Annotated in this window: 19 protein-coding genes, 3 pseudogenes and 2 other annotated features; of the genes and pseudogenes, 8 read left to right on the top strand and 14 right to left on the bottom strand. The window is 58.6% G+C overall.

What is annotated here, in order from left to right; genetic code table 11:
- Positions 1–4: 4 nt before the first annotated feature.
- The 5 genes from QP027_RS10720 to QP027_RS10700 form a co-directional block, all read right to left on the bottom strand.
- Positions 5–928: a dioxygenase gene (locus QP027_RS10720; protein WP_284824721.1), complete on the bottom strand. Its 924-nt coding sequence runs from the start codon at positions 926–928 to the stop codon at positions 5–7.
- Positions 925–2,019: a maleylacetate reductase gene (locus QP027_RS10715; RefSeq protein ID WP_284827029.1), complete on the bottom strand. Its 1,095-nt coding sequence runs from the start codon at positions 2,017–2,019 to the stop codon at positions 925–927. Before QP027_RS10715 ends, QP027_RS10720 begins: the two co-directional genes overlap by 4 nt.
- A gap of 102 nt (positions 2,020–2,121) precedes the next feature.
- Positions 2,122–3,093 (bottom strand): alpha/beta hydrolase, encoded by a 972-nt coding sequence (locus tag QP027_RS10710; RefSeq protein WP_284824719.1) that lies wholly within the window; start codon positions 3,091–3,093, stop codon positions 2,122–2,124.
- 82 nt (positions 3,094–3,175) lie between these two features.
- Positions 3,176–3,691, bottom strand: a complete 516-nt coding sequence (locus QP027_RS10705) for a flavin reductase family protein (RefSeq protein ID WP_284824717.1) — start codon at positions 3,689–3,691, stop codon at positions 3,176–3,178.
- Positions 3,692–3,720: 29 nt separating this feature from the next.
- Positions 3,721–4,929, bottom strand: coding sequence for an acyl-CoA dehydrogenase family protein (locus QP027_RS10700; RefSeq protein WP_284824715.1), 1,209 nt, complete (start codon positions 4,927–4,929; stop codon positions 3,721–3,723).
- A 137-nt stretch (positions 4,930–5,066) separates the two neighbouring features.
- Between QP027_RS10700 and QP027_RS10695 the strand changes: the two genes are divergently transcribed.
- On the top strand, positions 5,067–6,047 hold the full coding sequence (locus tag QP027_RS10695) for an AraC-like ligand-binding domain-containing protein (protein ID WP_284824713.1): 981 nt from the start codon (positions 5,067–5,069) through the stop codon (positions 6,045–6,047).
- A gap of 225 nt (positions 6,048–6,272) precedes the next feature.
- Positions 6,273–6,988: pseudogene (locus tag QP027_RS10690) on the top strand (IS6 family transposase).
- Positions 6,989–7,747: 759 nt separating this feature from the next.
- On the opposite strand, the gene QP027_RS10685 reads toward QP027_RS10690, so the two are convergent.
- A complete protein-coding gene (locus tag QP027_RS10685; protein WP_284824711.1) occupies positions 7,748–8,350 on the bottom strand; it encodes a superoxide dismutase in 603 nt (200 codons plus the stop codon).
- A 137-nt stretch (positions 8,351–8,487) separates the two neighbouring features.
- Between QP027_RS10685 and msrA the strand changes: the two genes are divergently transcribed.
- Positions 8,488–9,129 carry a peptide-methionine (S)-S-oxide reductase MsrA gene (gene msrA, locus QP027_RS10680; RefSeq protein ID WP_284824709.1) on the top strand — a complete coding sequence of 214 codons (642 nt, stop codon included), beginning with the start codon at positions 8,488–8,490 and terminating at the stop codon, positions 9,127–9,129.
- 6 nt (positions 9,130–9,135) lie between these two features.
- On the opposite strand, the gene QP027_RS10675 is transcribed toward msrA, so the two are convergent.
- Entirely contained in the window at positions 9,136–10,032 is an 897-nt protein-coding gene (locus QP027_RS10675) for an endonuclease domain-containing protein (RefSeq protein WP_284824708.1), read from the bottom strand.
- A 330-nt stretch (positions 10,033–10,362) separates the two neighbouring features.
- Between QP027_RS10675 and QP027_RS10670 the strand changes: the two genes are divergently transcribed.
- A protein-coding gene (locus QP027_RS10670; protein WP_284824707.1) for an IS3 family transposase occupies positions 10,363–11,627 on the top strand; the annotation gives its coding sequence in 2 pieces (ribosomal slippage) (positions 10,363–10,654 and positions 10,654–11,627; 1,266 coding nt in all).
- Positions 10,653–10,784 (top strand) — a sequence feature (AL1L pseudoknot). It overlaps the preceding gene by 132 nt.
- A 1-nt stretch (position 11,628) precedes the next feature.
- Positions 11,629–12,717: pseudogene (locus tag QP027_RS10665) on the top strand (IS110 family RNA-guided transposase); the annotation flags it as partial.
- A 231-nt stretch (positions 12,718–12,948) separates the two neighbouring features.
- On the opposite strand, the gene QP027_RS10660 reads toward QP027_RS10665, so the two are convergent.
- Positions 12,949–13,800, bottom strand: coding sequence for a hypothetical protein (locus QP027_RS10660; protein WP_284824705.1), 852 nt, complete (start codon positions 13,798–13,800; stop codon positions 12,949–12,951).
- 980 nt (positions 13,801–14,780) lie between these two features.
- On the opposite strand from QP027_RS10660, the gene QP027_RS10655 reads away from it, so the two are divergent.
- Together QP027_RS10655 and QP027_RS10650 are read left to right on the top strand one after the other, a co-directional pair.
- Complete coding sequence (locus QP027_RS10655; RefSeq protein ID WP_284824703.1) at positions 14,781–15,062, top strand: IS3 family transposase; 282 nt, start codon at positions 14,781–14,783, stop codon at positions 15,060–15,062.
- A 21-nt stretch (positions 15,063–15,083) separates the two neighbouring features.
- Positions 15,084–15,425 (top strand): DDE-type integrase/transposase/recombinase, encoded by a 342-nt coding sequence (locus QP027_RS10650; RefSeq protein WP_432418592.1) that lies wholly within the window; start codon positions 15,084–15,086, stop codon positions 15,423–15,425.
- A 193-nt stretch (positions 15,426–15,618) separates the two neighbouring features.
- On the opposite strand, the gene QP027_RS12365 is transcribed toward QP027_RS10650, so the two are convergent.
- The 5 genes and pseudogenes from QP027_RS12365 to QP027_RS10630 all read right to left on the bottom strand — a co-directional run bounded on the left by QP027_RS12365 (position 15,619) and on the right by QP027_RS10630 (position 20,240).
- Positions 15,619–15,723, bottom strand: a complete 105-nt coding sequence (locus tag QP027_RS12365) for a helix-turn-helix domain-containing protein (RefSeq protein ID WP_432418591.1) — start codon at positions 15,721–15,723, stop codon at positions 15,619–15,621.
- Positions 15,724–16,121: 398 nt separating this feature from the next.
- Positions 16,122–16,565 (bottom strand): replication initiation protein, encoded by a 444-nt coding sequence (locus QP027_RS10645; RefSeq protein WP_284824700.1) that lies wholly within the window; start codon positions 16,563–16,565, stop codon positions 16,122–16,124.
- Positions 16,566–16,623: 58 nt separating this feature from the next.
- Positions 16,624–17,887 (bottom strand): IS3 family transposase gene (locus QP027_RS10640; protein WP_284824699.1). Its coding sequence is split into 2 segments (ribosomal slippage): positions 16,624–17,593 and positions 17,592–17,887, totalling 1,266 coding nucleotides; the frame shifts between segments, so codons are not numbered across the junction.
- Positions 17,467–17,597, bottom strand: a sequence feature (AL1L pseudoknot). It overlaps the preceding gene by 131 nt.
- Positions 17,888–17,941: 54 nt before the next feature.
- A pseudogene (locus QP027_RS10635) lies at positions 17,942–18,103 on the bottom strand (IS110 family transposase); the annotation flags it as partial.
- 917 nt (positions 18,104–19,020) lie between these two features.
- Positions 19,021–20,240, bottom strand: a protein-coding gene (locus QP027_RS10630) for an IS3 family transposase (RefSeq protein ID WP_284824697.1) whose coding sequence is annotated in 2 segments (ribosomal slippage) — positions 19,021–19,979 and positions 19,979–20,240 — 1,221 coding nt in all. Because the reading frame shifts where the segments join, the coding sequence is not laid out codon by codon here.
- Between the two features lie 812 nt (positions 20,241–21,052).
- Here QP027_RS10630 and QP027_RS10625 point away from each other — a divergent pair.
- Positions 21,053–22,708, top strand: coding sequence for an alkaline phosphatase D family protein (locus QP027_RS10625; RefSeq protein WP_349293166.1), 1,656 nt, complete (start codon positions 21,053–21,055; stop codon positions 22,706–22,708).
- Here QP027_RS10625 and QP027_RS10620 read toward each other — a convergent pair.
- On the bottom strand, positions 22,596–24,527 hold the full coding sequence (locus tag QP027_RS10620; RefSeq protein WP_284824695.1) for an alpha/beta-hydrolase family protein: 1,932 nt from the start codon (positions 24,525–24,527) through the stop codon (positions 22,596–22,598). The two genes, QP027_RS10625 and QP027_RS10620, sit on opposite strands and share 113 nt — an antisense overlap.
- Positions 24,528–24,673 lie beyond the last annotated feature (146 nt).

The following is a 24,673-nucleotide window of genomic DNA, read 5'->3' as shown; positions in this document are numbered from 1 at the left end:
ATAATCAATTCTCCTCAGACAGGGGATGGGCGGGGGCGAGCACGATATCGAAACGGGTCTTCGTCCAGGCCTGATCGCTTAGATCGCGACCATTAGGTGTCGGGGTGCCGACGGGTTGCTCTTCGAAGCGCTTGATCAGCGAGTCCTTGACCCCGAAGACAGAGTCACCGATCTCCAGCTGTGGGTCGTCTTCGACGAAGATGTGGGTGACTAAGGTGCGCAGATTTTCAGCGGTGACCATAAAGTGCAGGTGTGCAGCACGGACCGGAGAACGTCCGACAGCGGCGAGCATCTGGCCGACAGGGCCGTCGTGCGGGATGGGATACGGCACCGGTGTCAGTCCCCAGAACCGGTATTCCCCGCGCTCATTGGTATATAGGTGCGCCCGGGCGGAGGTACGATCGTCGCCGTATTGCACGTCGTAGAAGCCGTCTTCATCGCACTCCCACACCTCGATCCGCGCGTTGGGCACGGGGTTGCCGTCAGTGTCGGTGACGGTGCCCTCGATCCAGGCAGGCTGTCCCTTGGCGCCGAAGGAGATGTCGCCGCCGAGTTCGACGTGCGGTGCGTCGTCGACGAAGAAGGGGCCGAAGACGGTGGCTTCGGTGGCGTCCTTGTACGCCTCGTTGTTCACTGCGATCGTCTGCATGGAGGCGCCCAGGGTGTCGGAGAGCAGCACGAACTCCTGGCGCTTGTCGTCGGTGATATGCCCGACCTTGGTGAGGAAGTCGATCGCGTAATTCCACTCCTCCTCGGTGAGGCGGACGTCGCGGATGAAGTTGTGCAGGTGCACCGTCAGGGACTGCATGATTTGTTTCAGACGGGGGTTGTCGCAGTTGTCGAAGGAGGAGACGACCCGGTCGACGAGGTCATCCTCCACACGGCGCTGCGTCTCGGAGACACGGGAGGGGTGAAGTGTCTGGGTCATTGGGTTCTTCCTTCTACGAATTCGTTGATACGGGCCGGGTCATCGCCGTGGAAGGCGGCGGTGATCAGGGCGGTGATGTTGTCGTGCGTAGCGTGCATTGGGTTACCGGCCGGCACCGCGGCGAGCACCCGGTCGACGGCCTCGGCGATGCCCTCTTCAGGCATACCCAGCTCGGCCAGGGAGCTTGGGGCGCCGATGTCCTGGTAGAGACGGTTGAGTTCGGTGATGGCGTCGTCGCTTCCCAGTGCCTGAGCCAATTCCTCGGCGATCTCGGGGACTGCGGGCAGGTTCAGGGCGGTGACGTAACGCAGGACCACGGCGTGAGTTTCGGCGTGCGGCAGGTTGAAGGTGCCGCCCAGCACATGGCAGATCTTGTGGTGCAATCCCGAGCCTGCGGAAGCGAACGCCACCCCGGAGAGGTAGCAGCCGTAGAGCGCCTGTTCCCGGGCCTCTTGTCCGCCATCGGCAGCCAGTGCCCGCAGCGCTTTGGCCAGTGCACGGGCCGACTCTAGGCTCAGGGCCCGGTTAATCGGGTCTGTTTTCGGCGCCCAGAGCGAATCCACGCAGTGGGCCATGGCGTTGAGCCCGGAGGCGATCGCCATGTCCTGCGGCAAGGTGGCCACCAGATCGGCGTCATAGACCACGACCCTCGGCAACACGAGCGGATCGATACCGGTGGTCTTGGTGCGTTCCTCGGTGATTCCCCACACTGGGGTGGCTTCGGAAGCCGCATAAGTGGTGGGCACCGCGATGATCGGCAACGACGTCTCTAGCGCTACCGCCTTTGCTAGGCCGGTCGCTGAGCCACCGCCGATGGAGATCACTCCGTCCGCATTCGCGTCTCGGGCAGCAGCGGTCGCGGCGTCGGCAATCTCTCGCGGCACGTGCTGCACCGCGTCCCGCCAGTGTTCGGCCGGAGAAAGTGCCGTCGCCAGTTTGTCGGCCACCTCATGGGTGCCTTCGGTGGAGATGAGCATCGCCCTGCTCATTCCCAGTTGCTCAGCCTCACTGAGCACTCGCTCAATGACCCGCCCACTGTCGAGCACCACTCGCTGGGGGAGAGTTTCATGGATAAATCTTAAGGAGCTCATTTTTCTGTTCTTTCCGCGCACCCATCCTGGATGAGGATCTCGGTTGCGCCATCAACTGATTGTGGATTCAAGCGCATTCGGTGCGCTCGGTCGTCGCTTCTGTCAGATTGCGGTAGTCGCCCGAACCGGTTGGGTAGCGGCGTCCTTGGCAAAGTCGTTGATTCGCTTTGTGACCAGGTCGATAGCTTCAGCGCTGCCCGGCAGGACGTTGACCATGGAAAAGAAGGTATGCATTTGGCCTTTCCACCGGTGATGTTCCACGGTGACGCCGGCCGCCTGCAGGGCGTGGGCGTAGGCCTCGCCCTCGTCACGAAGCACATCGTGTTCGGCGGTGATGACCAGCGCTGGGGGGAGATCGGTCAAGGACTGAGCGTTAATGGGGGTCGCCACCGGATTAGTGCGCTGGGCTGCGTCCGGAAGGTATTGATCCCAGAACCACTGCATCGCTTCGAGGGTGACCGTTGTCTGGTTCTCCGGGGCGAGGTAGGAGTCGCGGGTGAAGTCGGCGTCGGTGACCGGACAGACGAGGATCTGCGCCTGCACCGCGGGCCCGCCTTCGTCGCGGGCCCGTTGTGCAACGACCGCGGCCAGATTCGCTCCGGCGCTGTCACCGGCCACAATGAGAGGCAGCGTCTTCTCGCTCTGTTGCGCAACGTTGTCTCGTGCCCATCGCAGTCCGGCCCAGGCGTCCTCGATCGGGATGGGGAAAGGGTGCTCCGGGGCTTTGCGGTATTCCACCAACACCACGGCCGCACCGGACTTTTCGGCCAGCTGTCGTCCCAAGGTGTCGTAGCCTGCGAGGTTTTCCAGTACCCACCCGCCACCGTGGTAGTACACGACCACGGAGGTCGGGGAGGGTGAAGGTGTCAGGACGCGCACGGTGAATTCCCCGCCGTCTTGGCCGGTGATCCGGTGGTCGCGGGCCTCGTGCATCTGCGGGCCTGGGCCGTAAAGCTCCTCGAGACCGGAGGTGGCCTCGCGTGCTTCAGGGGCGGATAGCTCCCAGAGCGGGCGGTCGCCGGCGTTATCCGCCGCGGCGGTAAGAAAGGCACTCGTGGCTTCATCTAATGACATGGGGGTCTCCTAGCTTCACGCAATCATGTGGGGGATGGGCTCGTACCGGCACTTAGTCGGTGAGATGGACGAAGCTCGTCGATTACAGCTCGTGCCACGTCCGGTCGCAGTAGACCAGCGGGGCAGGTTCTGCGGAGGTATCGACGTGGGTTTCCACCAGTTCGATGGCTGCCAGGGTGGATCCGTTGATGTCGATGGAACCGACGATCTTTCCACGCATCCAGACGCGGGAATTGACCAAGTACGGTTCTCCCGACGGCAGTCGGTCCCACCGGGAGGTGTCGCCGAAGCGGTCGGCGCCTGGGGTGGCAAACAGCTGCGCCAGCTCGAGCTGTTCGCTCCCGAGGAGATGGACGACCACGTGTTCCGCGGCGCGGATCTTCTCAGCGGAGCGGGACAGGACCGAGAGGTTGAGCGCGATCGTCGGGGGGTCAGCGGAGACGCTGCTGACGCTGGTGGCGGTCAGGCCGACCGGCCCGCTCCCGTCGTCGGCGGTAATGATGGCCACCCCGGCGGGGTGTGTGCGGAAGGCATTGCGGAAATCCTGGGAGATTTCTTCGGGCAGGGTGTTGGTGGTCATCGGATACGTGACAGTCATGGGTCTGACCTTTCTTGCTGGGTGGCTACTTAGGACGAGGCGGGTTCTGCGAGGTCGAAGAAGTTCCAGTGGGCATCAGGGGAGGCCAAGCCGGCGAGGTACTTGCCCACCTGCTGCAGGACGACGGGGCCGCTGGTGACGTGGCCGGTGCCGACGTGCAGGTCGCGGAAGGTGCGCTGCAGATCACCACGTCGTGCGAGGGCAGTCGCAGTCCACAGGTGCACCGTCTGGCTGACGTCGTGAGCGGACCACGTGCTGTTATTGAGCACGAGACGGGTCAGGGTCTCCTGCTCCATAGTCAATTTTTCGCCGGCGTCGAGGGCGCGCTCGTTGTCCGCCCACACATCCATCGCCCAGGAGCGGGCAGAGCGCATCCGGGCCTCGGCCTTGGCGTACTCGGCGTGGAACTGGTCGGTATTGGTGGATGCACCAGGCCGGCCCTTTCGCTTGGCTGCGTGTGCCTGCATTTCATCGAGGAAGCGTCGACCGACGCCGAGCGCCCAGCCGGTGTGGCAGATGCCGGACATCAGGGCCAGGCCGATTTTATACAGCGCTCCGCCGGCCAGGGGGTCGGTCGTGTTGGGCTCGTAGACGTAGGCGTCCGGAACAAACACGTTCTCGCACGAGTAGTCGATGCTGCCGCTGGCGCGTAGGCCGAGCACGTCCCAGTTGCCGTCCAAGCTGGCCTTGTCCCGGGGGAAGTGCACCATCATGACGCGGCCGCTCTCTTCGTCAATGGCGCCGGTGTGAATCCAGTTGGCGTGCAGCATGCCCGAGCCGAAAAACCAGTTACCGGTGATGTTGTAGCCACCGTCAACACGTTCTGCTTTGCCGAAACGGGTGCCCTGGCCGGCCACCAGCGCGTGGTCCCCGTTTTCCGGGAACAGCTCCCGCTGCGCCTCCTCCGGCAGATAGGCAGCGGTGGTGCCGGAGATCATTTGCAGCACCATGAGCACCCAGCCGGAGGCCGGGTCGGCCCGGGAAACTTTCTCTAGGACGGCGATCGTCTGGGTGGGCTTAAGCTCATAGCCGCCAAGCTCCTCCGGGATGCCGACCTTGAAGGCACCGACGTCTTTCAGCGCCTGGAAGCTTTCGTCGCTCAGGTGCCCCAGCTCCTCGTTTTTCTCGCCATTGGCCTTGAGCAGGTCGGTGATTTCATCGAGGCGGGACATGAGAGCTTCAAACTCATGTCCTGGGTTGAGTCCGGTGCGGTTCGGGGTCTGCAGGGTCGTGGTCATGGTCTTCCTTGTCGCTCGGTGTGATGGTGTTCACACAATATAAGCTGGGTCACAAGGCTTGCCCTATCGATCTAGTGAACACCCCTCTCGGTTCCCTGCACACTGTGCACTTGACCACAGTGCTAGATTTATGTGTCATGGAGCACAAGTCGTGGTTGGGCGGGGTAGGAATCGGGGCAAGCCGCCGGGAGAACCTCGACGCCTGGAGCGAGAGGGTGGGCAACGATGTCATGCCGTTCCGGTTCACGACCCAGGACAGCAGTGTATTTCAGGGCGCTTTTGAAGCAGCCAACTTTCTCAGCGTCAGCGTCTTCTCCATGGACACTGGAGACCACGTCGCCGAGCGCACCGCCGAGCATGTCAGCAATGAGGACGACGAGTACGTCATCGTCACATTCCAGGTCGGCGGCATGCTGAAGGTCACCCAGAACGAAAAACAAGTTCAGCTGGCTCCCGGCCAGATCGGCTTGTATCTATCCAGCAAGCCAGCCCAGCTCGAGTGCTACGGCAATTATCAAAGCCGTAGTGTGCGCATTCCGATCGATCGACTCAACACCAAACCACAACGATGGAAAGAGCTTGGAGCATTGGCATTTGAGGGAAACCAAGGTCTAGCACCGCCGGTCTTGAGCTTCCTGGCGGGGTTGTCCCCCGTAGAACCCACGCTCACGTCCTCGGCCCGGGCGGCAGTAGCCAACCACCTTGTCGGCTTGATTGAGGCAATGCTGGCGGACCTGCATTTAGCTGAGGATGATCCCCTTCAGCCGCCTACTGCAGAGTTACTAGATCAGTGCCTTACTTTTATTGAGGAAAATCTTCCGGACCCCCGCCTTAATCCGCAGATGGTGGCGGAGTCCGCCCACATTTCCACCCGTTACCTGCACCAGATTTTCAAGAAATCAGGAATGACCTGCGCCAACTACATCCGGGTGCGACGCGTGGAGAGGGTGAGAGCAGATCTGGCGCTGGAAGAGTTTGCCCTGGTGTCAATCGAAAAGCTTCTTCAACGGTGGGGTGTACAGAACCCGTCACACTTCGGACAGGTCTTCAAACGCATCGAAGGATGCACTCCTACCGAGTTTCGCCGGAAAGCCCTCGGATCCCGCGACGGACTCTAGAAAGTGCGGGCGCACGCTTACTTTCTGCGCCCCTGCCGCGCATCTTCCGATCGTTGTGTACTGCGACTCTTGAGATATGGTGCTGTTGCAAAGTCGGGCGGATAGTCGTGAAGACTCCGTCTTTCATCCTCTGGTGGTCGTTGAGGGCCGACGTTCTCAGGCAGTCTCGAAGGTGCTGTTGCAAAGTTGGGGCAGTAGGAAGAGCGACGTGAAATAATCACAGCCATGGGTATCTTCTCCGGTCGTCATTTCCCCCGTGACATCATTCTGTGGGCAGTGCGCAGGTACTGCCGCTACGGGGTGAGCTGACCTAAGATCTGGAGGAAATGATGACTTCAGCGGGGCGTGCAGGTCGATCACACCACGATTCTCACCGCTGGGTGCAGAAATACGCCCCTGAGCTGGATAAGCACACTCGGTGGTACCGGCAGGTACCTGACTGGCAGGCCAGTTCCTGGCGGGTGGATGAGACCTATATCCGGGTCGGCGGGAAGTGGTGCTATCTCTATCGGGCGATCACCGCCGGTGGGTATACCCTGGACTTTTACCTCTCCCCGAAGCGTAACGTCGCGGCGGCGAAGCGTTTCCTGGCTAAGACGCTGCGATCGAATACGACAGCCGGGTCCCCGCGGGTGATTAGCACTGACAAAGCGCCAGCCCTGGCCAAGGCGATTGTCGAGTTGAAGTCAGAGGGGATCTGTCCGCCAACAGTGGAACACCGGCAGGTGAAATACCTCAATAACGTGCTGGAAGGTGACCACGGTCGATTAAAGCGGATCCTCGGGCCGAAAGGTGCATTTAAGAACCGGACATCTGCATATCGGACGTTGAAAGGGATGGAGGCGATGCACTCATTGCGGAAAGGGCAAGGCACGATGTTTGCCTACGGGCAACCGAACCCGGACGCGGTGATCGTCAACCGGGTCTTCGAGACGGCCTGAGAACGCCCACACGCAGCGGCCATCAGGGAATGAGAAACTGAGTCTTCGCTGCTCTCCGCCCAACTTTGCAACAGCACCGCCAATCGCATAGGTAACAGGTTAAGGAATTTTACCAGCCAAAGTCCCAGTCTCTTGATCCCCAGATCCTTCGGTATTAACTCACCCAGACTTCCGGAACCGCGGGTGTAAAAACAAGCATTGCTAGAAAGCAGTGTTTTCGTGGCAGTCTCGCGTCTTTGACTGTAGTGATTCCATATCTCGTCTGCAATGAAAGTCAGCTATGCAGCTCACTAAAACAACCGGGGATAGAGAGTCATCGGTTCGTCTCGGAGTCTGCAGATGCCCCGAATCTTCTCCGCCCGGTGGAGGCAAGACGTTGCCCTTAAAAGCACTCACCGAACGCGTTAAGGCCTACAGCACTCTCATCCTGGTCAAGAGCGGATTAGGTAAAGTCACGCATAGTCACGAATACAAATGGGCTAGACGAAAGCTGGCAGGAACTCCTAGCGAGGGTAGAAAACTTCCTCGACTATATTTGCATTTACGCAAGGTTGGAAAAGAGGCCCTGGCCACACGGGACGAGCTCCGAAGGGGTCGTTGGAGCTACTCCGATTCGGTGGTTAAGGCGGGGTGCGCGGTACCATTCGCAGGCGGGTATTGGCAGGTGAAGGTGGGGATGAGGATTTTAGCTTAGAACGCAGAAACCGCCGCTGGACGTGGGTCCTGCGGCGGTTTGGTTTTCGAGCTTAAAAAGAAGTCTTACTTCTTCGCTGCAGCAAAACGCTCTGCAACGTCCTCCCAGTTGAAGACGTTCCAGACTGCCTTGACATAGTCAGCCTTAACGTTCTTGTACTGCAGGTAGAAAGCGTGCTCCCACATATCAAGCATCAGAAGTGGGGTGAAGTTCACGGAGATGTTGCCCTGCTGGTCGGTCAGCTGCTGGATAAGCAGACGACCTGCGATGTGGTCGTAACCAAGAACAGCCCAGCCGGAGCCCTGCAGGCCAAGCGCAACTGCGTTGAACTGTGCCTGGAACTTCTCAAAGGAGCCGAAGTCCTTGTTGATAGCCTCTGCAAGCTCGCCGGTTGGCTCGCCGCCACCGTTAGGGGACAGGTTCTTCCAGAAGATGGAGTGGTTGGTGTGGCCACCCAGGTTGAACGCAAGGTTCTTGGAGAATGCGCGGATCTTGTCTGCGTTTGCCTCACCGTTGCGCTCTGCCTCAAGTGCCTCGAGAGCAGCGTTTGCGCCAGCAACGTAGTTTGCGTGGTGCTTGGTGTGGTGTAGCTCCATGATCTCAGCGGAGATGTGTGGCTCAAGAGCGTCGTATGCGTAGTCGAGTTCTGGAAGTTCGTAAACAGCCATGTTCTAAAACCTTTCGATTGGGGACGTTGTGGACCCCATGATAGGCGGATTTGAAAATTTCGCCACCATTTATTGCTGACGGGTCAACGACGGGGGTGCTCGGGAATAAACTTGGATGATCTGGCGTTATAGGGGGCATGTCGTGGATCTTTGCGCGTACTCCTGAACTCGTCAGCCCAGACCGGGCCCTCCCTGGGCGCGACCAGCCCGTTCTGGCCCATCCTCGCCCGCACGCCGTCCTGGGCACCCCGATCACTGGCCCGTGGAATGAGTCACAAAACCGCGTCGTCGTCGGCATCGGCTGCTTTTGGGGTGCCGAAAGAATGTATTGGGAAACCGACGGTGTCGAATCCACCTCGGTCGGTTACGCCGGTGGCGAGACCCAAAACCCCACTTACCGCGAAGTGTGCAGCGGCATGACCAACCACGTCGAAGTCGTCGAAGTGGTCTACGACCCGGCCCGCATTGCTTTGAAGGACATCGTCCGCATGGCCCTAGAATCGCACGATCCTACCCAGGGATTCCGCCAAGGAAATGACGTAGGTACCCAGTACCGCTCCGCCTTCTACACCGATACGCCAGAGGAAGCTGCACAGATTCAGGAATGGGTCGAAAGCTACGCTGCCTTGCTTAGCGACGAAGGCTTCGGCCAGGTCACCACCGAAATCCGTAGCGGCGTCGACTACTTCCTTGCTGAAGACGAGCACCAACAGTATCTGCATAAAGTTCCCAACGGCTACTGCCCTCATCACTCCACGGGTGTGGCCTGCAACATCTGATCGTCGTTAAGCTGCTGCGTGTGTGAGTTCATGGAGCACTTGGTCGATGAACGCGTCCGGATCCGCCAAGAGATCCTGCGGGTGGTAACGCAGCACGCGAAACCCCTGATTGGTGAGCTGTTTCTCGCGGTGGCGCTCGCGGATGATGGTGTCGTTGGTGTTGTAATTTTCCTCACCATCTATCTCGATGATGAGTCGGTTTTCGAAGCACATGTCCACCCGCGCCTTGCCGATCTGCTTTTGCAATGTGTAGCCCCCGATGCCTGCTTCAATCAGCAACGCGCGGGCGTAGCTTTCAAAAGGTGAATCCGACCGACGAGTGGCGGCTGCGATGCATCGTTTCGCAGTGTGGGAACCTTTGCGTTTGCCCATCTGTGCGAGCTCTCGTCGCAGCTCTTGCTTGGTGTAGCCACGACGGAGGAGATCGTCGCAGGCCACGAGCCCTTCGCGGAACCCGTGCAATCTGGCAATATCCAATGCTGTGCGAATCGGATGGGTGGTTCGCACCGGCCCGATCTGGCGTATCTCATCCCCGTCCAGCGTCGAACGGCGGTAGATCGTTCCCTTCGGCCACTTCTTTTTAGCAGGCAAATGTCCTGAGGGAAGAATTAGCTCCACTGGCTCATCGCCCCTGGTGATTACCCACATTCCAAGAATCCTGGCTGCAGACCTTCCTGCAAGAACAGCCTGATTTGTATTGCAGCCGTGTGCAAAAGCGGTTACCCAGCGGCGGTGGTGCATTTTGAGGCCTGCAAATAGTTCGCGTGAAATGACCCAGCATGATGCAAGGCGAATTAACTCACCATCGCTGACCCGTTTCCATACATCACGGTTGGAATTGGGCACTGCGCGGAGATTGATGAGCGAGTGGGCAAGACGGCTATAGACATCCTTATTGTTCATGACCTTTTAGACCCCGGTAGCGGTGGAAAGGTTCCCCGGGGAGGAAGAAAACGGTAGAAGGTCCGCGATCCCTGTACCGCGCTGACTCACCAGGACTAGCCAAGTGCGAGTATGTCATCTTGACCAACAAGCAATACGTCGCCTGCCTGGTCGTTGTCGTCGATAAGCCCGGCACCAGTGGCGGGCACCCCTAACCTGGACGGATACGTTAAAATCGTCACCAGCGCGTTAATTGATCGGGGCACCGGGCCGGCCTGGGTAGGTATTAACCCAACCTGAGGCGGCCTGGGTTGGTCGGAGACTAGATTTTACCCTAGGAGGACGATCAGCATGGCACGACCCAGCAAGTACGACACCGCCACCCAACAACGCGCGGTACGCATGTACTTCGAACGTCTCGAAGACGGCGACATCTCCAAAGCAGCCGCCCGCCGAGAAATCGGCGAACTACTCGGCGTAAAGGAATCCACCCTGCGCAACTGGGTCCGAAAACAAGAACAACAGGAACAAGCACCCCAGCCCGGCTCCCTGTCCTACGAGCAGCTCCAGGCTGCCTACGAGGAGCAGGCCAAGGAAGTCGCCAAACTGCGACGAGCCAATGACATCCTCAAGACGGCGTCAGCTTTTTTCGCCCAGGCGGAGCTCGACCGCAAACTTCGGTAGTCGTGGATTTCATCCGCACCTACCGGAACCGCTTCGGGGTCGAGTCAATCTGCGAGACCTTGACTGCCCACGGCATCGCGATTGCCCCGAGCACCTTTTACGCCCACCAGTCCCGCGGCTTCGGCCCCACCGACGCCGAGTTGGATGAGGCCTACGCCGCCCACCGCATCTACCGATTGTGGGAGGACAACCGCAAGGTCTATGGCCGGCGCAAGCTCTGGAAAGCAGCCATCCGTGACGGCATGCTTATTGGTCGTGACCAGGTGGAACGACTGATGAAGATCACCGGTATTCGTGGTGTGTCCCGCGGGATGCACCGCAAGAAGACGACCGTGGCCAATCCTGCGCACCGCCGGCACCCAGACCTGGTGGACCGTCGGTGGACCTACCCCTGGCATCCGGATCAGTGGTGGATCGCGGACTTCACCTACGCCTGGACCAGGGAGGGCTTTTGTTACGTCGCCTTCATCGTCGACGCCTACTCGCGGCAGGTCCTCGGCTGGGTGGTCACCACCGTCATGGACACCAGGATGGTGCTCATGGCCCTGGAACACGCGTTGTTCAGCCGCAAACGCACCCGCATGGATTTCACCGCCACCGGCATCGTTCACCATTCGGACGCTGGGGTCCAGTACACGTCGCTGGCGTTTACCGACGCGCTGGCAGACGCCGGACTCCAGGGCTCGATCGGCTCGGTCGGTGATGCCTTGGACAACGCGATGATGGAGTCGACGATCGGACTGTACAAAACTGAGCTCATCGACCTCGACCCCGCACGCACATGGAGGGATGCCCGGGAGATCGAAACGGAAACGGCATCCTGGATCTATTGGTATAATCACCAGCGTCTGCACTCGTCGATCGGTGACGTTCCCCCGATCGAATACGAGCAGGACTACGAGGACATCAACACCGCACGAAAAGCCCAGTAAGGCTTTTGCCCGTAGTCTCCACAAAACTCAGGCCGATTCAGTCCTTGTCATTGTCGATCAACCCAACAACATCGGCCGGCTGACCGTCGCAGTCGCCCAAACAATGGGCGCTGAGGTTCGCTACCTCCCCGGGCTTGCGATGCGGCAGCTCTCTCGCATCCACGTCGGCAACTCCAAGACCGATGTGCGCGACGCCTACGTCATTGCCCATGCCGGTCGTAACCTCCCGGATGCCCTGCGCAGCGTCGACCGAGTCGAAGAAGTCTTCATCCAGCTAAAAGTCCTCAACGGTATCGACGAAGACCTCGCGAGGGCCTACACACGTCTGATTAACCAGATGCGCTCCGCGCTCGTGGGAACCCATCCTGCATTCGAACATGTCCTACGCGGGCAAATGATTCACCGAAAGTGGATCCTCCACCTACTTGCGAAATACGGTGGTCCCACCAAGATTCGACGCGTCGGTAAAGCTCGCCTAGCAGCCTTCGCACGCAGTCACAGGGCACGCAATCCTGAGCCTGTCATCGATGCCATGCTTGCGGCCATCCACGCACAGACCGTGACCATTGCCGGCGCAGAATACGCCGAACTTGGCGTAGCAATGTCCGCCAAAGATGCACTGGCCAAGCTAGAACATCGCAAGGAAATCGAGGCCCAAGTACTCGAGCTCATTCAGGACATTCCTCAAACCGAGATTCTTTTGTCCATGCCCGGCATCGGCCCGCGTAGTGCCGCACAGATCCTCATGACTGTTGGCGATATGTCCGACTTCCCTGATGCAGCGCACCTAGCGTCCTATGCAGGCCTGTCGCCGCGGACGAATCAGTCGGGAACGTCCATCATGTCGAATTCACCCAACCGGGCCGGCAACAAAAAATTAAAGAACGCCCTATGGCAATCGTCTTTTGCATCGATCAGATTCCACGAGCGTTCCCGGCAATTCTATGAACGAAAACGCAAAGAAGGCAAAAGGCACAACGCCGCAGTCGTTGCACTCGCACGCCGACGCCTTAACGTCCTCTTCGCCATGATGCGTAGCGGCGAGTGCTACCGAGACATCTCCACAGTCCAGGAGACCGCAGCAGCCTAGAACCATCAGAACCGCACCTCAAGCCGATTGCGCAGGAAGCCCAGTCGGCCCCTCAGCGTGCCCGAAAACAACATCGCCGAAGTAAAACAGAAGCCCTTCACACCCCCAACAATCTCACCCACGGAGTTGACAACCTATATAGGAACACCCCCAGGTGTCGTGCAAGACGCCTAACAACCGCACAGAAAACTGGTTACCGCAGGCACCACTCCTTGCACCTGCGGCAATCCATTAGTGGTGGCATTCGTTATCTGCGGCTTCTTCTGCCTCCTTACGCGCGATCAGCTCGTCGAGGTCGCGAATCTGTTGGAGCTTGATGGCGATCAGCTCGTCCAGGCTGTAGCTGGGGGTGTCGCCCTCGCCGTCGGCGGAGTCGGTCTCGGTGGATTCTTCGTCGGTGTCCTCGAAGGCATCCTCCTCGTACTCGGCAGGCACCCAATCGATACCACTCTCGCGGCCCGCGGGGACGTCGATCCAATAGCCCTTATTAGGGTCGGTGTAGAACTCGTCCTCCGGAGAAAGCTCGTCGGTGATGAAGTACTTGCGCGGACTGTCCTGGATTAGGGTGCAGCCGGTGATGCGGCGGATGTTTCCTGCCCGGACGTAGCCTTTGGTGGTGGGCACGAGGTAGGCGTTTGTCTCGACGAGAAAGTCAGCGTTTGCGTCGGAGACGGACCACGCGCCTTCATATCCGCCGCGTTGGGTTTCCTCGTCGAGGTCGTCGTGGTTGGCGTAGTCGAAACCGCTGTACTCGCGAAGCTTCTTCCCGTAGACGTCGAATACTGGGTTGAGGCATTGCTCAACGAGGCTGACCCGGAAGACGGGGGCATCGAGTTCGAGATCGTCGTAGTCGGGGATGTAGGTGGTGTTGTCCGCAAAGTCTTCGACCTGCTCTCGCGAGAGAAGGATTCGGGTGCCTGACGGGTTGAGGTTGTCGAGCACTCCCGTTTTTACGAGCATGGTCACTTTTGGTGCGGTGATAGAGGGGCGGCCCCCTGTCTGCTCTTCGAATCTGTCGGAGAGCAAGGCGGCTGCTGCTTTGGCAGTGATGGGGGTGTGCTTCGAGGTGATAATGCCGGACATGGCCGACTCCTTTCAAGGATAGGCTTCAACCTCACTTTTGTGAGGTTATGTTAGTGCGAAAGAGATTGAAACCCCGTTTCGCACTAACGCCTATTCTATACATATCCATTACATTGTCAAGCACATTGTGAAGTACTTGTTCAGGACATATTTATGTCATATTTCATGGAATCATTTTTTCTTTCCTGAGTGGGTTGTGGAGCGTCGTACAACCTCAGCTTTGGGAATTCCCACCTCTACCCAACTCCTTGTGTGTTCAACCTGTTCCGGAGTGAGAGCCCTTCTGCTTCCCTTGTATGCGTCGCGCTTTTGGCTTCAGCGATTCCTCCGCTTGACGCTCTTTGACGATGGATCATTCAAACTTGGTAACACTGCCCAGGAGTCCAAGCATGAGCTTGGCGACGGGGTCGAGCGGGGAGGAGTGGGTTTGCACTTCGCTTAGGAACTTCACTGACATGAAGTGCCTCAGGTTTTGTTCCGTTTGAGTAGATAGGAAAATCTGGACTATACCCAAAATAATTTGATCAGGATACGAAGGACTATGTCATCCATCTCGTAGAAGACCGCATCTTGACGGAGAACCTCTCGATACAAGCTGCATGTCAGCTTGTTACACCAAATTCGGGATTTCTTGACACACCGCTCGGCAGTAAACCCAGCACGCACACCGGGAGAGAAACATTGCCGAACGTATACCTGCAGACCTAGCGGCTGAAAATACCAAGCTACGGCGTGAAGTTCAGCAACTTCGCGACACCAACGAGTTGTTGAAAGCCGCATCAGCTTGTTTCACGTCGGAACCAGACCCCAAACATCGGAAATGATCCGATTCATCGATGAACACCGGGATCGCTTCACTGTCGAGTTCGTCTGCACGACGTTGAACAATCATCACGAAGGGAGGCTTCATCACCTCCCGCGGGTACCGCCAACACAAAGCACGCGGGCATAGTGCCCGCCGCCTTCGTCACGCTGCCCTGGTGGAGCATATTCGCGAAGTGCACGCCGACAATTACGGCGTCTACGGTGTGCGGAAGATGCAGCACGCACTTCGCCGTAAAGGAATTACCGTCGGCCGTGAGCAGACTGCCAAGCTGATCCGCCTGGCAGGACTGTCCAGTAAAGACAAAGGTAGTGCTCCTGTCACAACTGGTAAACCTAAAGGGCCAAATCTTCACCCGGACTTGGTCAACCGCGACTTCAAAGCACCAGCACCGAACAAGTTGTGGGTGGCAGACATTACTTACGTGCACACTCGATAAGGCTTCGTGTACACCGCTTTCGTGACTGATGTGTACTCCCGCAGGATCGTCGGATGGACGCTATCCGATTCGATGCGGACCGAAGCGTTGACACTACAGGCACTCAACCAAGCGATTGTGCGCGCCAAGGAAACCGTAGGATTAATTCACCATTCAGATCACGGCTCACAAAACGTCAGCATTGTTTACAACGAGCGGCTTGCCGAACATGGAATTGCTTCTTCTACCGGGACAGTCGGTGACTCTTATAACATTGCCTTGGCCGAAAACGTCAACGGTTCATACAAGAATGAGCTGATTCATACCAGAGTACGGTCCGACGTTGTCGAGGTAGAGATCACGACGTTCGAGTGGGTGAACTAGTGGAATGACTCAAGACTCCACCAAAGTCTCGACTATCGCACACCGGCGGACGTTAAGTCAGAGTTGTGGATGAGTAGCCCAGAGCAAGAAATAATGAACATTAAAGCACAAGCCTAGGAACAAAACCCAGGGCACTTCAAGATCCCCTTCCTCCCGGAAGGGGGAACCATATATTGCTTACGGTATGAGACCCCTAGGTGGGATACTCCCCTGTTTCTTTAAGGGTCGCCACGTGCCGGGCAACTGTAGCCCTGGAAAGTCCTGTCTCTTCTGGGATCTCTCCAGGTGGGTAACGCATTGGTCTCTAGCCAGTAGTTAGTAATAAATTGTCCGACTCGCTGCCGATTGCTGATCCCCTCAACTATTTTCGTCTATGCGTTTTCAAGTTTCTTACGTTGTTCAGTGGCATATTTACCGTTGAGGTCTGTTTCCAGCGTTGTGCGGACTTCTTCCCTCCTCTGCGGCCTTATGCGCGCGTTGCTTGCTGCTCGTGACGTAGCCACGTACGCGCCGTGCCATGGTCTGACGGGTCGCGCGCATCGGAGGTAACTCATTACCGAGTTTGTGAGCGACGTTGTAGGCGTGCTCGTAGACGTCAATGATCGCGGCATCGGTCATGCGTTGGCCCTGGGCGTGCAGCCGGTGAGCTGTCTTAAGTGCATGCCGGAATGCAGTCTCATCACGTGTTGCGCGGGCCTAGCCCTGGCCAATCCAATAGATCCGTACACCTTGGATAAGTTCTGAGTCGTAGACTTCGAGCTTGCCGCTGATTTCAGCTTCAACACCGCCAGCAAAGGCTTTAAGTGCTTGCGCTTCTTCGCGATATGTCTTAACCGCGTTGATGAACTCACGCCCACTTGTGAACTGCTGGCGTGGGGTCGGACGGTACCCGGGTTGTCCGGCCAGTTCTCTGACCTGATCGATGACGTCTCCTAGTCGTATATCGCGGTGATGCTGGCAATACCAGCGGTACGCATGGGGGTTGTCTCCATCGTAGAAAGGTGACCGCCTAAACCGGTGGGCAAAGTGCGGGTCATGGTCCAGCAGTTCGCCCAGTGCCCGGGTGGTAGCTGCCAGCAGCTTCATGTGTGGCGAATGGCCAGACTCGTCGGCGTAGACAGGATCGATGAGCCAGATCATCTGGCATTTCCCGTTGGTTGAATCGGCCTGAGTTTTGTGGAGACTACGGGCAAAAGCCTTACTGGGCTTTTCGTGCGGTGTTGATGTCCTCGTAGTCCTGCTCGTATTCGATCGGGGGAACGTCACCGATCGACGAGTGCAGACGCTGGTGATTATACCAATAGATCCAGGATGCCGTTTCCGTTTCGATCTCCCGGGCATCCCTCCATGTGCGTGCGGGGTCGAGGTCGATGAGCTCAGTTTTGTACAGTCCGATCGTCGACTCCATCATCGCGTTGTCCAAGGCATCACCGACCGAGCCGATCGAGCCCTGGAGTCCGGCGTCTGCCAGCGCGTCGGTAAACGCCAGCGACGTGTACTGGACCCCAGCGTCCGAATGGTGAACGATGCCGGTGGCGGTGAAATCCATGCGGGTGCGTTTGCGGCTGAACAACGCGTGTTCCAGGGCCATGAGCACCATCCTGGTGTCCATGACGGTGGTGACCACCCAGCCGAGGACCTGCCGCGAGTAGGCGTCGACGATGAAGGCGACGTAACAAAAGCCCTCCCTGGTCCAGGCGTAGGTGAAGTCCGCGATCCACCACTGATCCGGATGCCAGGGGTAGGTCCACCGACGGTCCACCAGGTCTGGGTGCCGGCGGTGCGCAGGATTGGCCACGGTCGTCTTCTTGCGGTGCATCCCGCGGGACACACCACGAATACCGGTGATCTTCATCAGTCGTTCCACCTGGTCACGACCAATAAGCATGCCGTCACGGATGGCTGCTTTCCAGAGCTTGCGCCGGCCATAGACCTTGCGGTTGTCCTCCCACAATCGGTAGATGCGGTGGGCGGCGTAGGCCTCATCCAACTCGGCGTCGGTGGGGCCGAAGCCGCGGGACTGGTGGGCGTAAAAGGTGCTCGGGGCAATCGCGATGCCGTGGGCAGTCAAGGTCTCGCAGATTGACTCGACCCCGAAGCGGTTCCGGTAGGTGCGGATGAAATCCACGACTACCGAAGTTTGCGGTCGAGCTCCGCCTGGGCGAAAAAGCTGACGCCGTCTTGAGGATGTCATTGGCTCGTCGCAGTTTGGCGACTTCCTTGGCCTGCTCCTCGTAGGCAGCCTGGAGCTGCTCGTAGGACAGGGAGCCGGGCTGGGGTGCTTGTTCCTGTTGTTCTTGTTTTCGGACCCAGTTGCGCAGGGTGGATTCCTTTACGCCGAGTAGTTCGCCGATTTCTCGGCGGGCGGCTGCTTTGGAGATGTCGCCGTCTTCGAGACGTTCGAAGTACATGCGTACCGCGCGTTGTTGGGTGGCGGTGTCGTACTTGCTGGGTCGTGCCATGCTGATCGTCCTCCTAGGGTAAAATCTAGTCTCCGACCAACCCAGGCCGCCTCAGACCGAGGCGTTGTCGGCGAGGAATTGGCCGAAGATCTTGCGTAGCGAGCCTTCATGCTGGTTGATGCGTTTGGACAGGACTTGACTGCCCTGCGGATCGAGGACGCAGGCGTGGTGGAAGTATTTGCCGAGGTCCACGCCAATGACGAAGTCATAGGCCATGGGTGTGTGCCTCCTAGCGATGAATTAGAAGTTGGGTTATTTAAGTTTCATCGCTGGGGTTGTCGGACATACTTGCGCTGGCATCCACATTACTGTGAGACCTCATGCCGCCTGGGCCGGGTCAGGTTCCTATTAGCAGTTTGAGTATGTCACTGTCTTCGGCGACATCACCCCCCGGATCATTTTCAGACAGGGACAGGAATAAGCCATACCGAAGCCAGCGACTAGTTCCACTGTCCTTTCGGATGGCGGGAACGGACATAAACATAGCCCGCCCAATCGGGTGGACAGGCTATGTATCTTCGGCGCCCTGGGGTGGAACTGCTAACAACGTAATGGGAAGAGCTCTCCACCCAAGTGCCTCGACATTGAGTGTCTATCAAGGGTCTTTTCCCAGCATTCAGTCACGAACCGTCCCGTTGTCGTGGACCGGGCGACGGTGCGTTTATTGGCAGTCCCGGACCCTACGCGTTCACTCATTGTCTTATTCGGCCAACGAGCTGCAGTAGCCTTGGACGAGAATCGTCCGGTTTTCGCAGACCCACTACCGATTTGCGAGCCTGGGTTTAACACCCTTTTGGTGAAGGTAAGTGGTACGTGGTTGCAGCACATGCGCCCCTACAGGGGCCAGTCAGTACTTGTATTAATCGTTGCACCTTCTGCTTTAGCGTCAGAAGGTTTGGGACGTTCGTCCCACGTGTGGCCGCAACCGCGGTTGACACAATTGCCGAAATAGACAACAAACAACGAGCCACACTCGGCACCTAAGGTGCAAGCAGGCAGCAATCCACCCACGAAACCGGTTGCAGAACCACCACTGGCTAGCCCTAGACCACAAAAGCATCCAAACACAGACAAGCGTCGCATAATACTGCCCCTTCAATGCATGGGGTTGCCCGCAAATCGTGGACAGTTAGTTAAGCTGCATTCTCCGTGGCAGCGGTCGCTGCCTGGTGGTAGGCGTTCTCGAAGTCGACCGGGGGTTGGTTGCCGATCGAGGAGTGCCGGCGCCGCCGGTTGTAGAAGATCTCGATCCACCGGGCGACGGCCTGGCGGGCCTCATCCCGGGTCTTCCACTTCCGTCGGTCGTAGAACTCGGTCTTCAACGTTGACCAGAAGGATTCGGCCATCGCGTTATCGAAGCAGACTCCCGTGCGCCCCATCGACTGATCGATCCCCATCTCCTGGCATACCTGGTAGAGCTGATCACTGGTGAACTGGGTTCCCCGGTCTGCGTGGAACACCAGGCCCTCGGGGACGTCCCCGCGTAGAGTGTGGGCCATGCGCAGGGCACGCTCTACGAGGTCGGTGGTCTGCGTGGAATCCATCGCCCATCCGAGCACGCGTCGCGAGCAACCGTCGCGCACCGCACACAGGTACAACCAGCCCTCACCGGTGCGCAGATAGGTGATATCAGACATCCACACCCGGTTGAGTTCACCGGTATCAAAGAGCCGTTTGACCCGGTCAGGGATGGAATGCGTGGGCTTTCCGGGGATAGTGGTCACCGGCTCCCAGGACCGGGGGCTGATCCCTTCGATCCCGAGCCGGCGCATCGCCTTGGCCACGGTCTTGCGGTCCACCATGATGCCGTCGTCGTGCAGGTCCATGGTGATCCGCGGTGCCCCGTAGGTCTGGTCCGAGTCGTTCCAGAACTTCAAAATCTTCTTGTCGAGTTCCCGTTGCCAGAGCTCCTTCGGGTCCAGACCCCGAGCCTTCTTGTCCTGCTGGCCGGCCCACTTGTAGTACCCGGACCGGGAGACCTTGAGTAGTCGGGCCATGCGGGCAATGCTGTAGTTCGCCTTCTCCTGTCCCATCAACTGGAAGCACTCTACTTTCGATGCTTCGACGCGAAGAACGCTGCTGCTTTTCCCAGAAACTCATTGTCCATCTTGAGCTCCGCGATTTCCTTGCGCAGCTGGTCGAGTTCAGCACGCTCATCAGCATCCAGATCCGCTGCCGGACCATCGCCGGTGCGTTCGCGTTCCTTCTTTACCCACCGACCCAGCAGTGTGGCGCCCAAGTTCAACTCGCGGGCGACTTCCGCGATCGGCCGACCGGTGTCGATGACCAGCCGGGCGGCTTCCTGCCGGTACTCCGGGGTGTACTTCTTCCTCGTGCTCATGGTGGTAGACATCCTTCCTGACGGGCCGGTGGCCCATCCTCATCAGGTGTCCACTCCTCGAGGGTAACCCCAATGCAAGCTGCTATGCGGCAGCGGGTGCCACTGTTGCATAGCAACTTGCACTTTTATGCGAAAGAAAACCATTGAAGGGATAATTTGTGAATAAAATAAAGACCTTGCCATCGATGACGTCTGTAAGGCCATTATTCTTTTTGCAATGTGAGAATCATCTATTCATCGTTTTCCCACGGTTCCCGGGGTGTTCTTCTTTCCCCCAAAAAAACTTTGAGGACCCCCAGCGGTTATGATCCGGTTCTTCGGCTAGTTGTAAATTAGGGATTCTTGTCGTGGCGAAGTAGTCAGAAAATGGGGCGGTTTCCTGGTGTAGTCTTTGCTCTGGATTCCATTCCATTACTCCAACGGTATGCCATTTGGTGTATCACAGAATAAGAGAAGAGAGGTCTTTATAACAATTGAGCTCAATTAATTCTGCGAGTGTACATTCCGCGAACACCCTATCCTCAAACAGCCTAATCTGGACAATTAGATCCAGAACATCTTCTGTAGAAGAAGACTCGTGGCCAATACCTAGCTCCCAAATAGGAACAGGGCAGAAAGTCCGCGATCCCGAAACCCCCGTGAAAAGGTGAGGATCGCCGTTCATGGTTTTCCATGTGAAAACCAGACGCAGGTGCAACGCACACGACCGCACGCGCAACCACGACGAAACCAGAAACCCCATCTATCTGTAACCCATCGTTTACCTGCGTGAACATTGCTTAACAAGCCTGGCAAGATTGACAGATTAGAGCCACAATGCAGTTGTGCAAGAGGCAAAGACACAGTTCACGCGTCGCGCCGTTATGCGATCTTCGGTGATCGTCGGCGCAGCTGCTGTGGTGCCTACCTCGCAAAACACGGCTCAGCTGGTCGGTGCCGCCCGTGCCAACGACGCGACGCATTCCCAGCCGGAGGCCTACGCCGCGCACGAGCACCGTACCTTCATGCATGGCGTGGCTTCGGGCGACCCACTACCAGCGACGGTTATGCTGTGGACGCGCATTACGCCAACGCCGGAAGCAGTGCCGGGTTCGGGCCTAGGCGAGCCGGTGGAAGTGTCCTGGGAAATTGCCCTTGATCAGGAATTTACCAGCACTATCCGCGCGGGACACACGGTCACCACAGCGGAACACGACCACACCGTCAACGTTGATCCATTTGGGCTCGAACCGGACACGACCTACTTCTACCGCTTCCATGCGCTCGGCGAAACATCCCGACTCGGCAAAACCCGTACCGCTCCCGCGGCGGATGCGACTCCGGAGAAGCTGACTCTCGCCGTTTGCTCTTGTGCCAATTACGAAGCGGGCTATTTCCAGGCCTATTCGGACATTGCACAGCGTGGTTGGGATGACGAACTTGACATTGTCGTGCACATGGGTGATTACATTTACGAGTACGCATCGGGCGAATACGCCGGCAAATTCGGAGTCGTGCGCCCGCACTCACCGCGCCACGAGATTCGTACGCTCAGCGACTATCGCACCCGCTACGGCGCTTATCGACGAGACACTGCGCTCCAAGACGCACACGCCGCGCTTCCGTGGGTGGTGACCTGGGACGATCACGAGATCGCCGACGATTCCTGGGAGGGTGGTTCCAAGAATCACGCTACGGCGGATGGCGATTGGGGCAGTCGTCGAGACGCAGCGATGCAGGCCTACTTGGAATGGCTTCCGATTCGTGGAACTGCGCCGTCGCGTGGGGGCCATATTTACCGCAGCTTGAGCTTTGGCACGCTGGCCGATATCCACATGCTCGACCTCCGCTCGTACCGCAGCGAGCCGGGATTCTTTAACCCGGCACGCGCCGGGAATAAGAAACGCACGATCATGGGCTCTGAGCAGTTTCAGTGGCTCCAAGGCAGGCTGGAAACGTCACGTGCGACATGGGATCTGATCGGTACTTCGGTGATGATGGCACCGCTGGACCTGAAGCCCCTGGAAAACTCGGTGGCGAAACCGCTGGCGGAGATGGTCGGACTTGATCTAGCGGGTACGCCGGTGAACTTGGACCAGTGGGACGGCTACGTCGCTGACCGCGAACGGCTTCTGGCCAACCTTGACGGAAAAACGATGTTCCTCACCGGAGATATCCACTCGGAGTGGGCGAACCAGATTGAGCACGAAGGTCGGGTGGTTGCTGCGGAGATGGTGTGTTCGTCGGTAAGCGCGCCGAATATCGATGACATCCTGCAGACACCACCGGATTCAGCACTTTCACGTACAGCGGAAGGTGTGGTGCGCGCGCACAACCCGCACATCAAGCACGTGGATCTGGATGCGCACGGCTACGCGATCGCTGAGATTACGTCCGAGCAGTGCCAGATGACGTGGCTGCGGGTGGATGATGTGACGGTTGCGGGTTCCCCTGTACAGATGGGGCCGAAAATGAGTTTTGACGGTAGCGTCTTGGCCTGAACAATTTCTGGTCGCGGACACGTTTGATGTCGCGCCGGATCCAGCGCGCGATCCGGCGGGCATGGGCCGGGGTGAGCTCGATATCGAGAACGGCAGCCCAGTACGCGATGGTCTCGTCGTGGTATGCGTGGCCGTGGGCTCCAGGGAAATCCAGTGAGTTCACTTGGTCGAGTCCGACCTGCCAGCCGGTGATGAACGGCACCCAGCGCAGTCCTTGGAAGACATCCAGCTGTTGGGCTTCGGGTGCGGGCACGCCACGAGATCCAGGCTCGCGCAGCCAGTCGGGTTCCCGCAGGAAGAGGTCCCAGTCCCACCACACGACGGGGTCGGAGGCGTGCTGTGCAAAGATCACGCGCGGGGAGTTCCACTGGTGGCGGTAGGAGTCGCCGGCGTAGTCATAGTGCAAGTGCGCAGGCGTGGCAACGAATCGCACGTTGCGCCCGCCATCGATCAGCGGGAGGCGTTCCGGCGAACCTGCTTCGCGACGACGCGTTAGCCGCGCGTGCATGCGGGTGAAACCGGGAGCGCCAGTGAACACTGCGCCGTCGACAATGTCGAGGAGCTCCTCGTACGTAGCGAATGAGTCGGCAATACCGTAGGCGCCAAGTGATTCACCTGCGACATAGAGTTTGGGGCGGTCGCCCTCGGGGAGCTCGTCGATACGCGCGCGCACAGCTTTGATCAGCGCCTTCGACGCTGCAACGGGGCTGGTGCGGTCAACGACGTACGACAACGCCGACGGCATGAACGAGTACTGGATGCCGACGATGGCGCAGTTGCCACGGGTGAGGAACTCGAAAGATGAGGTGGAGAAATCGTTGAGCCAGCCGGTCCCTGCACTGGTCATGATAGCGATGGCGGGTCGTCGAAAAGCGCCGGTGCGTTCCATTTCGGCGAGGACGAGGTTGACCTGATCCTCGGTGGTGCGGCCTTCGATGCGCCCGGCGAAAATGCGGATCGGTTCCGTCGATTCTTCGCCGATGACGATGTGGATGTCGCTCTTGCGAGGACCGGCGGAAAGCAAGGCACGGCCCTGTCTGCCGACATTGTCCCAACTCTCCAGAGATTCCCGTGAGGCGGAGCGTTCCGGTTCACGGGGCCGGCGCGCACCGGGGAAAACCTGCTGGTTCAGTAGCTCAGCCTTCTTGGATGCGTTGGACAACCAGCGACGAATGAGCATCCGGTCGGTGGTGAAATACACCGCCGTGCCCACTGCAATCAACGCTGCTGGCCAGCTGATCACCGGAGGGAGCCAGCGGCGTAGTTGGTGATTCGTGCGGTCGATCCAATTTTGCAGCGCCTCGCCGAGCAGCAGGATCACGCCGTAACCTGCGGTTCCAACGACCGCCCCGACGAATGGACCGTTGAAGTTAACGTAGCGGGGTAGTTCCACCAGTTCCACCTGGGTGCGATGTCGCGTCGGGGCACGCAAGGCAACGACACCGGTGACCACTCCGAGGACAACGTGGCCGACAGCGTTGAAAGTCTGCAGATTCTTGAGCGTTGGCCCGCGACCCGTAGTACGACGGATCTTGCGGAGAAGAAAGCGCACGCCAGTGCCTACCGCATGGCCGAAACCCTGACAAATAGCGACGTTGGCCGCGGTGACCCACCATTTGCGGGGCAGCAGCGAGGGCGAGATTGCCCACCACGTGGCAACTTCGGCACCGAGAATGCCGGCGCCCAAGTTTTGGGGCAGTCTGCGCAGGCCACGCATGCGAACACCAGGGGTAAGGTCTGCGTACACCTCGAGTCCGAACTGTGCGACTTGCAACGCCGAACGCATCGCGGTGATTGCGATGCGTTGACCAGTCTTCATGTGGGCCATTTTGGCAGAAATGCGCCAGCGGTGCAGGACATGGAAACATAACAACAACGCAAGTTGTCTTCATACCATGCGAGGCCTGAGGAAGTGCGCAATAATTTTGGCGGACGAACCATTCAGCCTCACACAGCTCAGAATTT

It is taken from the genome of Corynebacterium breve, from assembly GCF_030252165.1.
In the GTDB taxonomy this organism is placed as follows: domain Bacteria; phylum Actinomycetota; class Actinomycetes; order Mycobacteriales; family Mycobacteriaceae; genus Corynebacterium; species Corynebacterium breve.
The sequence above is the reverse complement of the archived record's forward strand: the minus strand, read 5'-3'. Positions and strand labels throughout refer to the sequence as shown.

Excerpts from the sequence above, each read along its gene's own strand:
- QP027_RS10720 (WP_284824721.1), bottom strand. The coding sequence starts at position 928 with ATGACCCAGACACTTCACCCCTCCCGTGTCTCCGAGACGCAGCGCCGT.
- QP027_RS10715 (WP_284827029.1), bottom strand. The coding sequence starts at position 2,019 with ATGAGCTCCTTAAGATTTATCCATGAAACTCTCCCCCAGCGAGTGGTG.
- QP027_RS10710 (WP_284824719.1), bottom strand. The coding sequence starts at position 3,093 with ATGTCATTAGATGAAGCCACGAGTGCCTTTCTTACCGCCGCGGCGGAT.
- QP027_RS10705 (WP_284824717.1), bottom strand. The coding sequence starts at position 3,691 with ATGACTGTCACGTATCCGATGACCACCAACACCCTGCCCGAAGAAATC.
- QP027_RS10700 (WP_284824715.1), bottom strand. The coding sequence starts at position 4,929 with ATGACCACGACCCTGCAGACCCCGAACCGCACCGGACTCAACCCAGGA.
- QP027_RS10695 (WP_284824713.1), top strand. The coding sequence starts at position 5,067 with ATGGAGCACAAGTCGTGGTTGGGCGGGGTAGGAATCGGGGCAAGCCGC.
- QP027_RS10685 (WP_284824711.1), bottom strand. The coding sequence starts at position 8,350 with ATGGCTGTTTACGAACTTCCAGAACTCGACTACGCATACGACGCTCTT.
- msrA (WP_284824709.1), top strand. The coding sequence starts at position 8,488 with ATGTCGTGGATCTTTGCGCGTACTCCTGAACTCGTCAGCCCAGACCGG.
- QP027_RS10675 (WP_284824708.1), bottom strand. The coding sequence starts at position 10,032 with ATGAACAATAAGGATGTCTATAGCCGTCTTGCCCACTCGCTCATCAAT.
- QP027_RS10660 (WP_284824705.1), bottom strand. The coding sequence starts at position 13,800 with ATGTCCGGCATTATCACCTCGAAGCACACCCCCATCACTGCCAAAGCA.
- QP027_RS12365 (WP_432418591.1), bottom strand. The coding sequence starts at position 15,723 with ATGCGTTACCCACCTGGAGAGATCCCAGAAGAGACAGGACTTTCCAGG.
- QP027_RS10645 (WP_284824700.1), bottom strand. The coding sequence starts at position 16,565 with ATGATCTGGCTCATCGATCCTGTCTACGCCGACGAGTCTGGCCATTCG.
- QP027_RS10620 (WP_284824695.1), bottom strand. The coding sequence starts at position 24,527 with ATGAAGACTGGTCAACGCATCGCAATCACCGCGATGCGTTCGGCGTTG.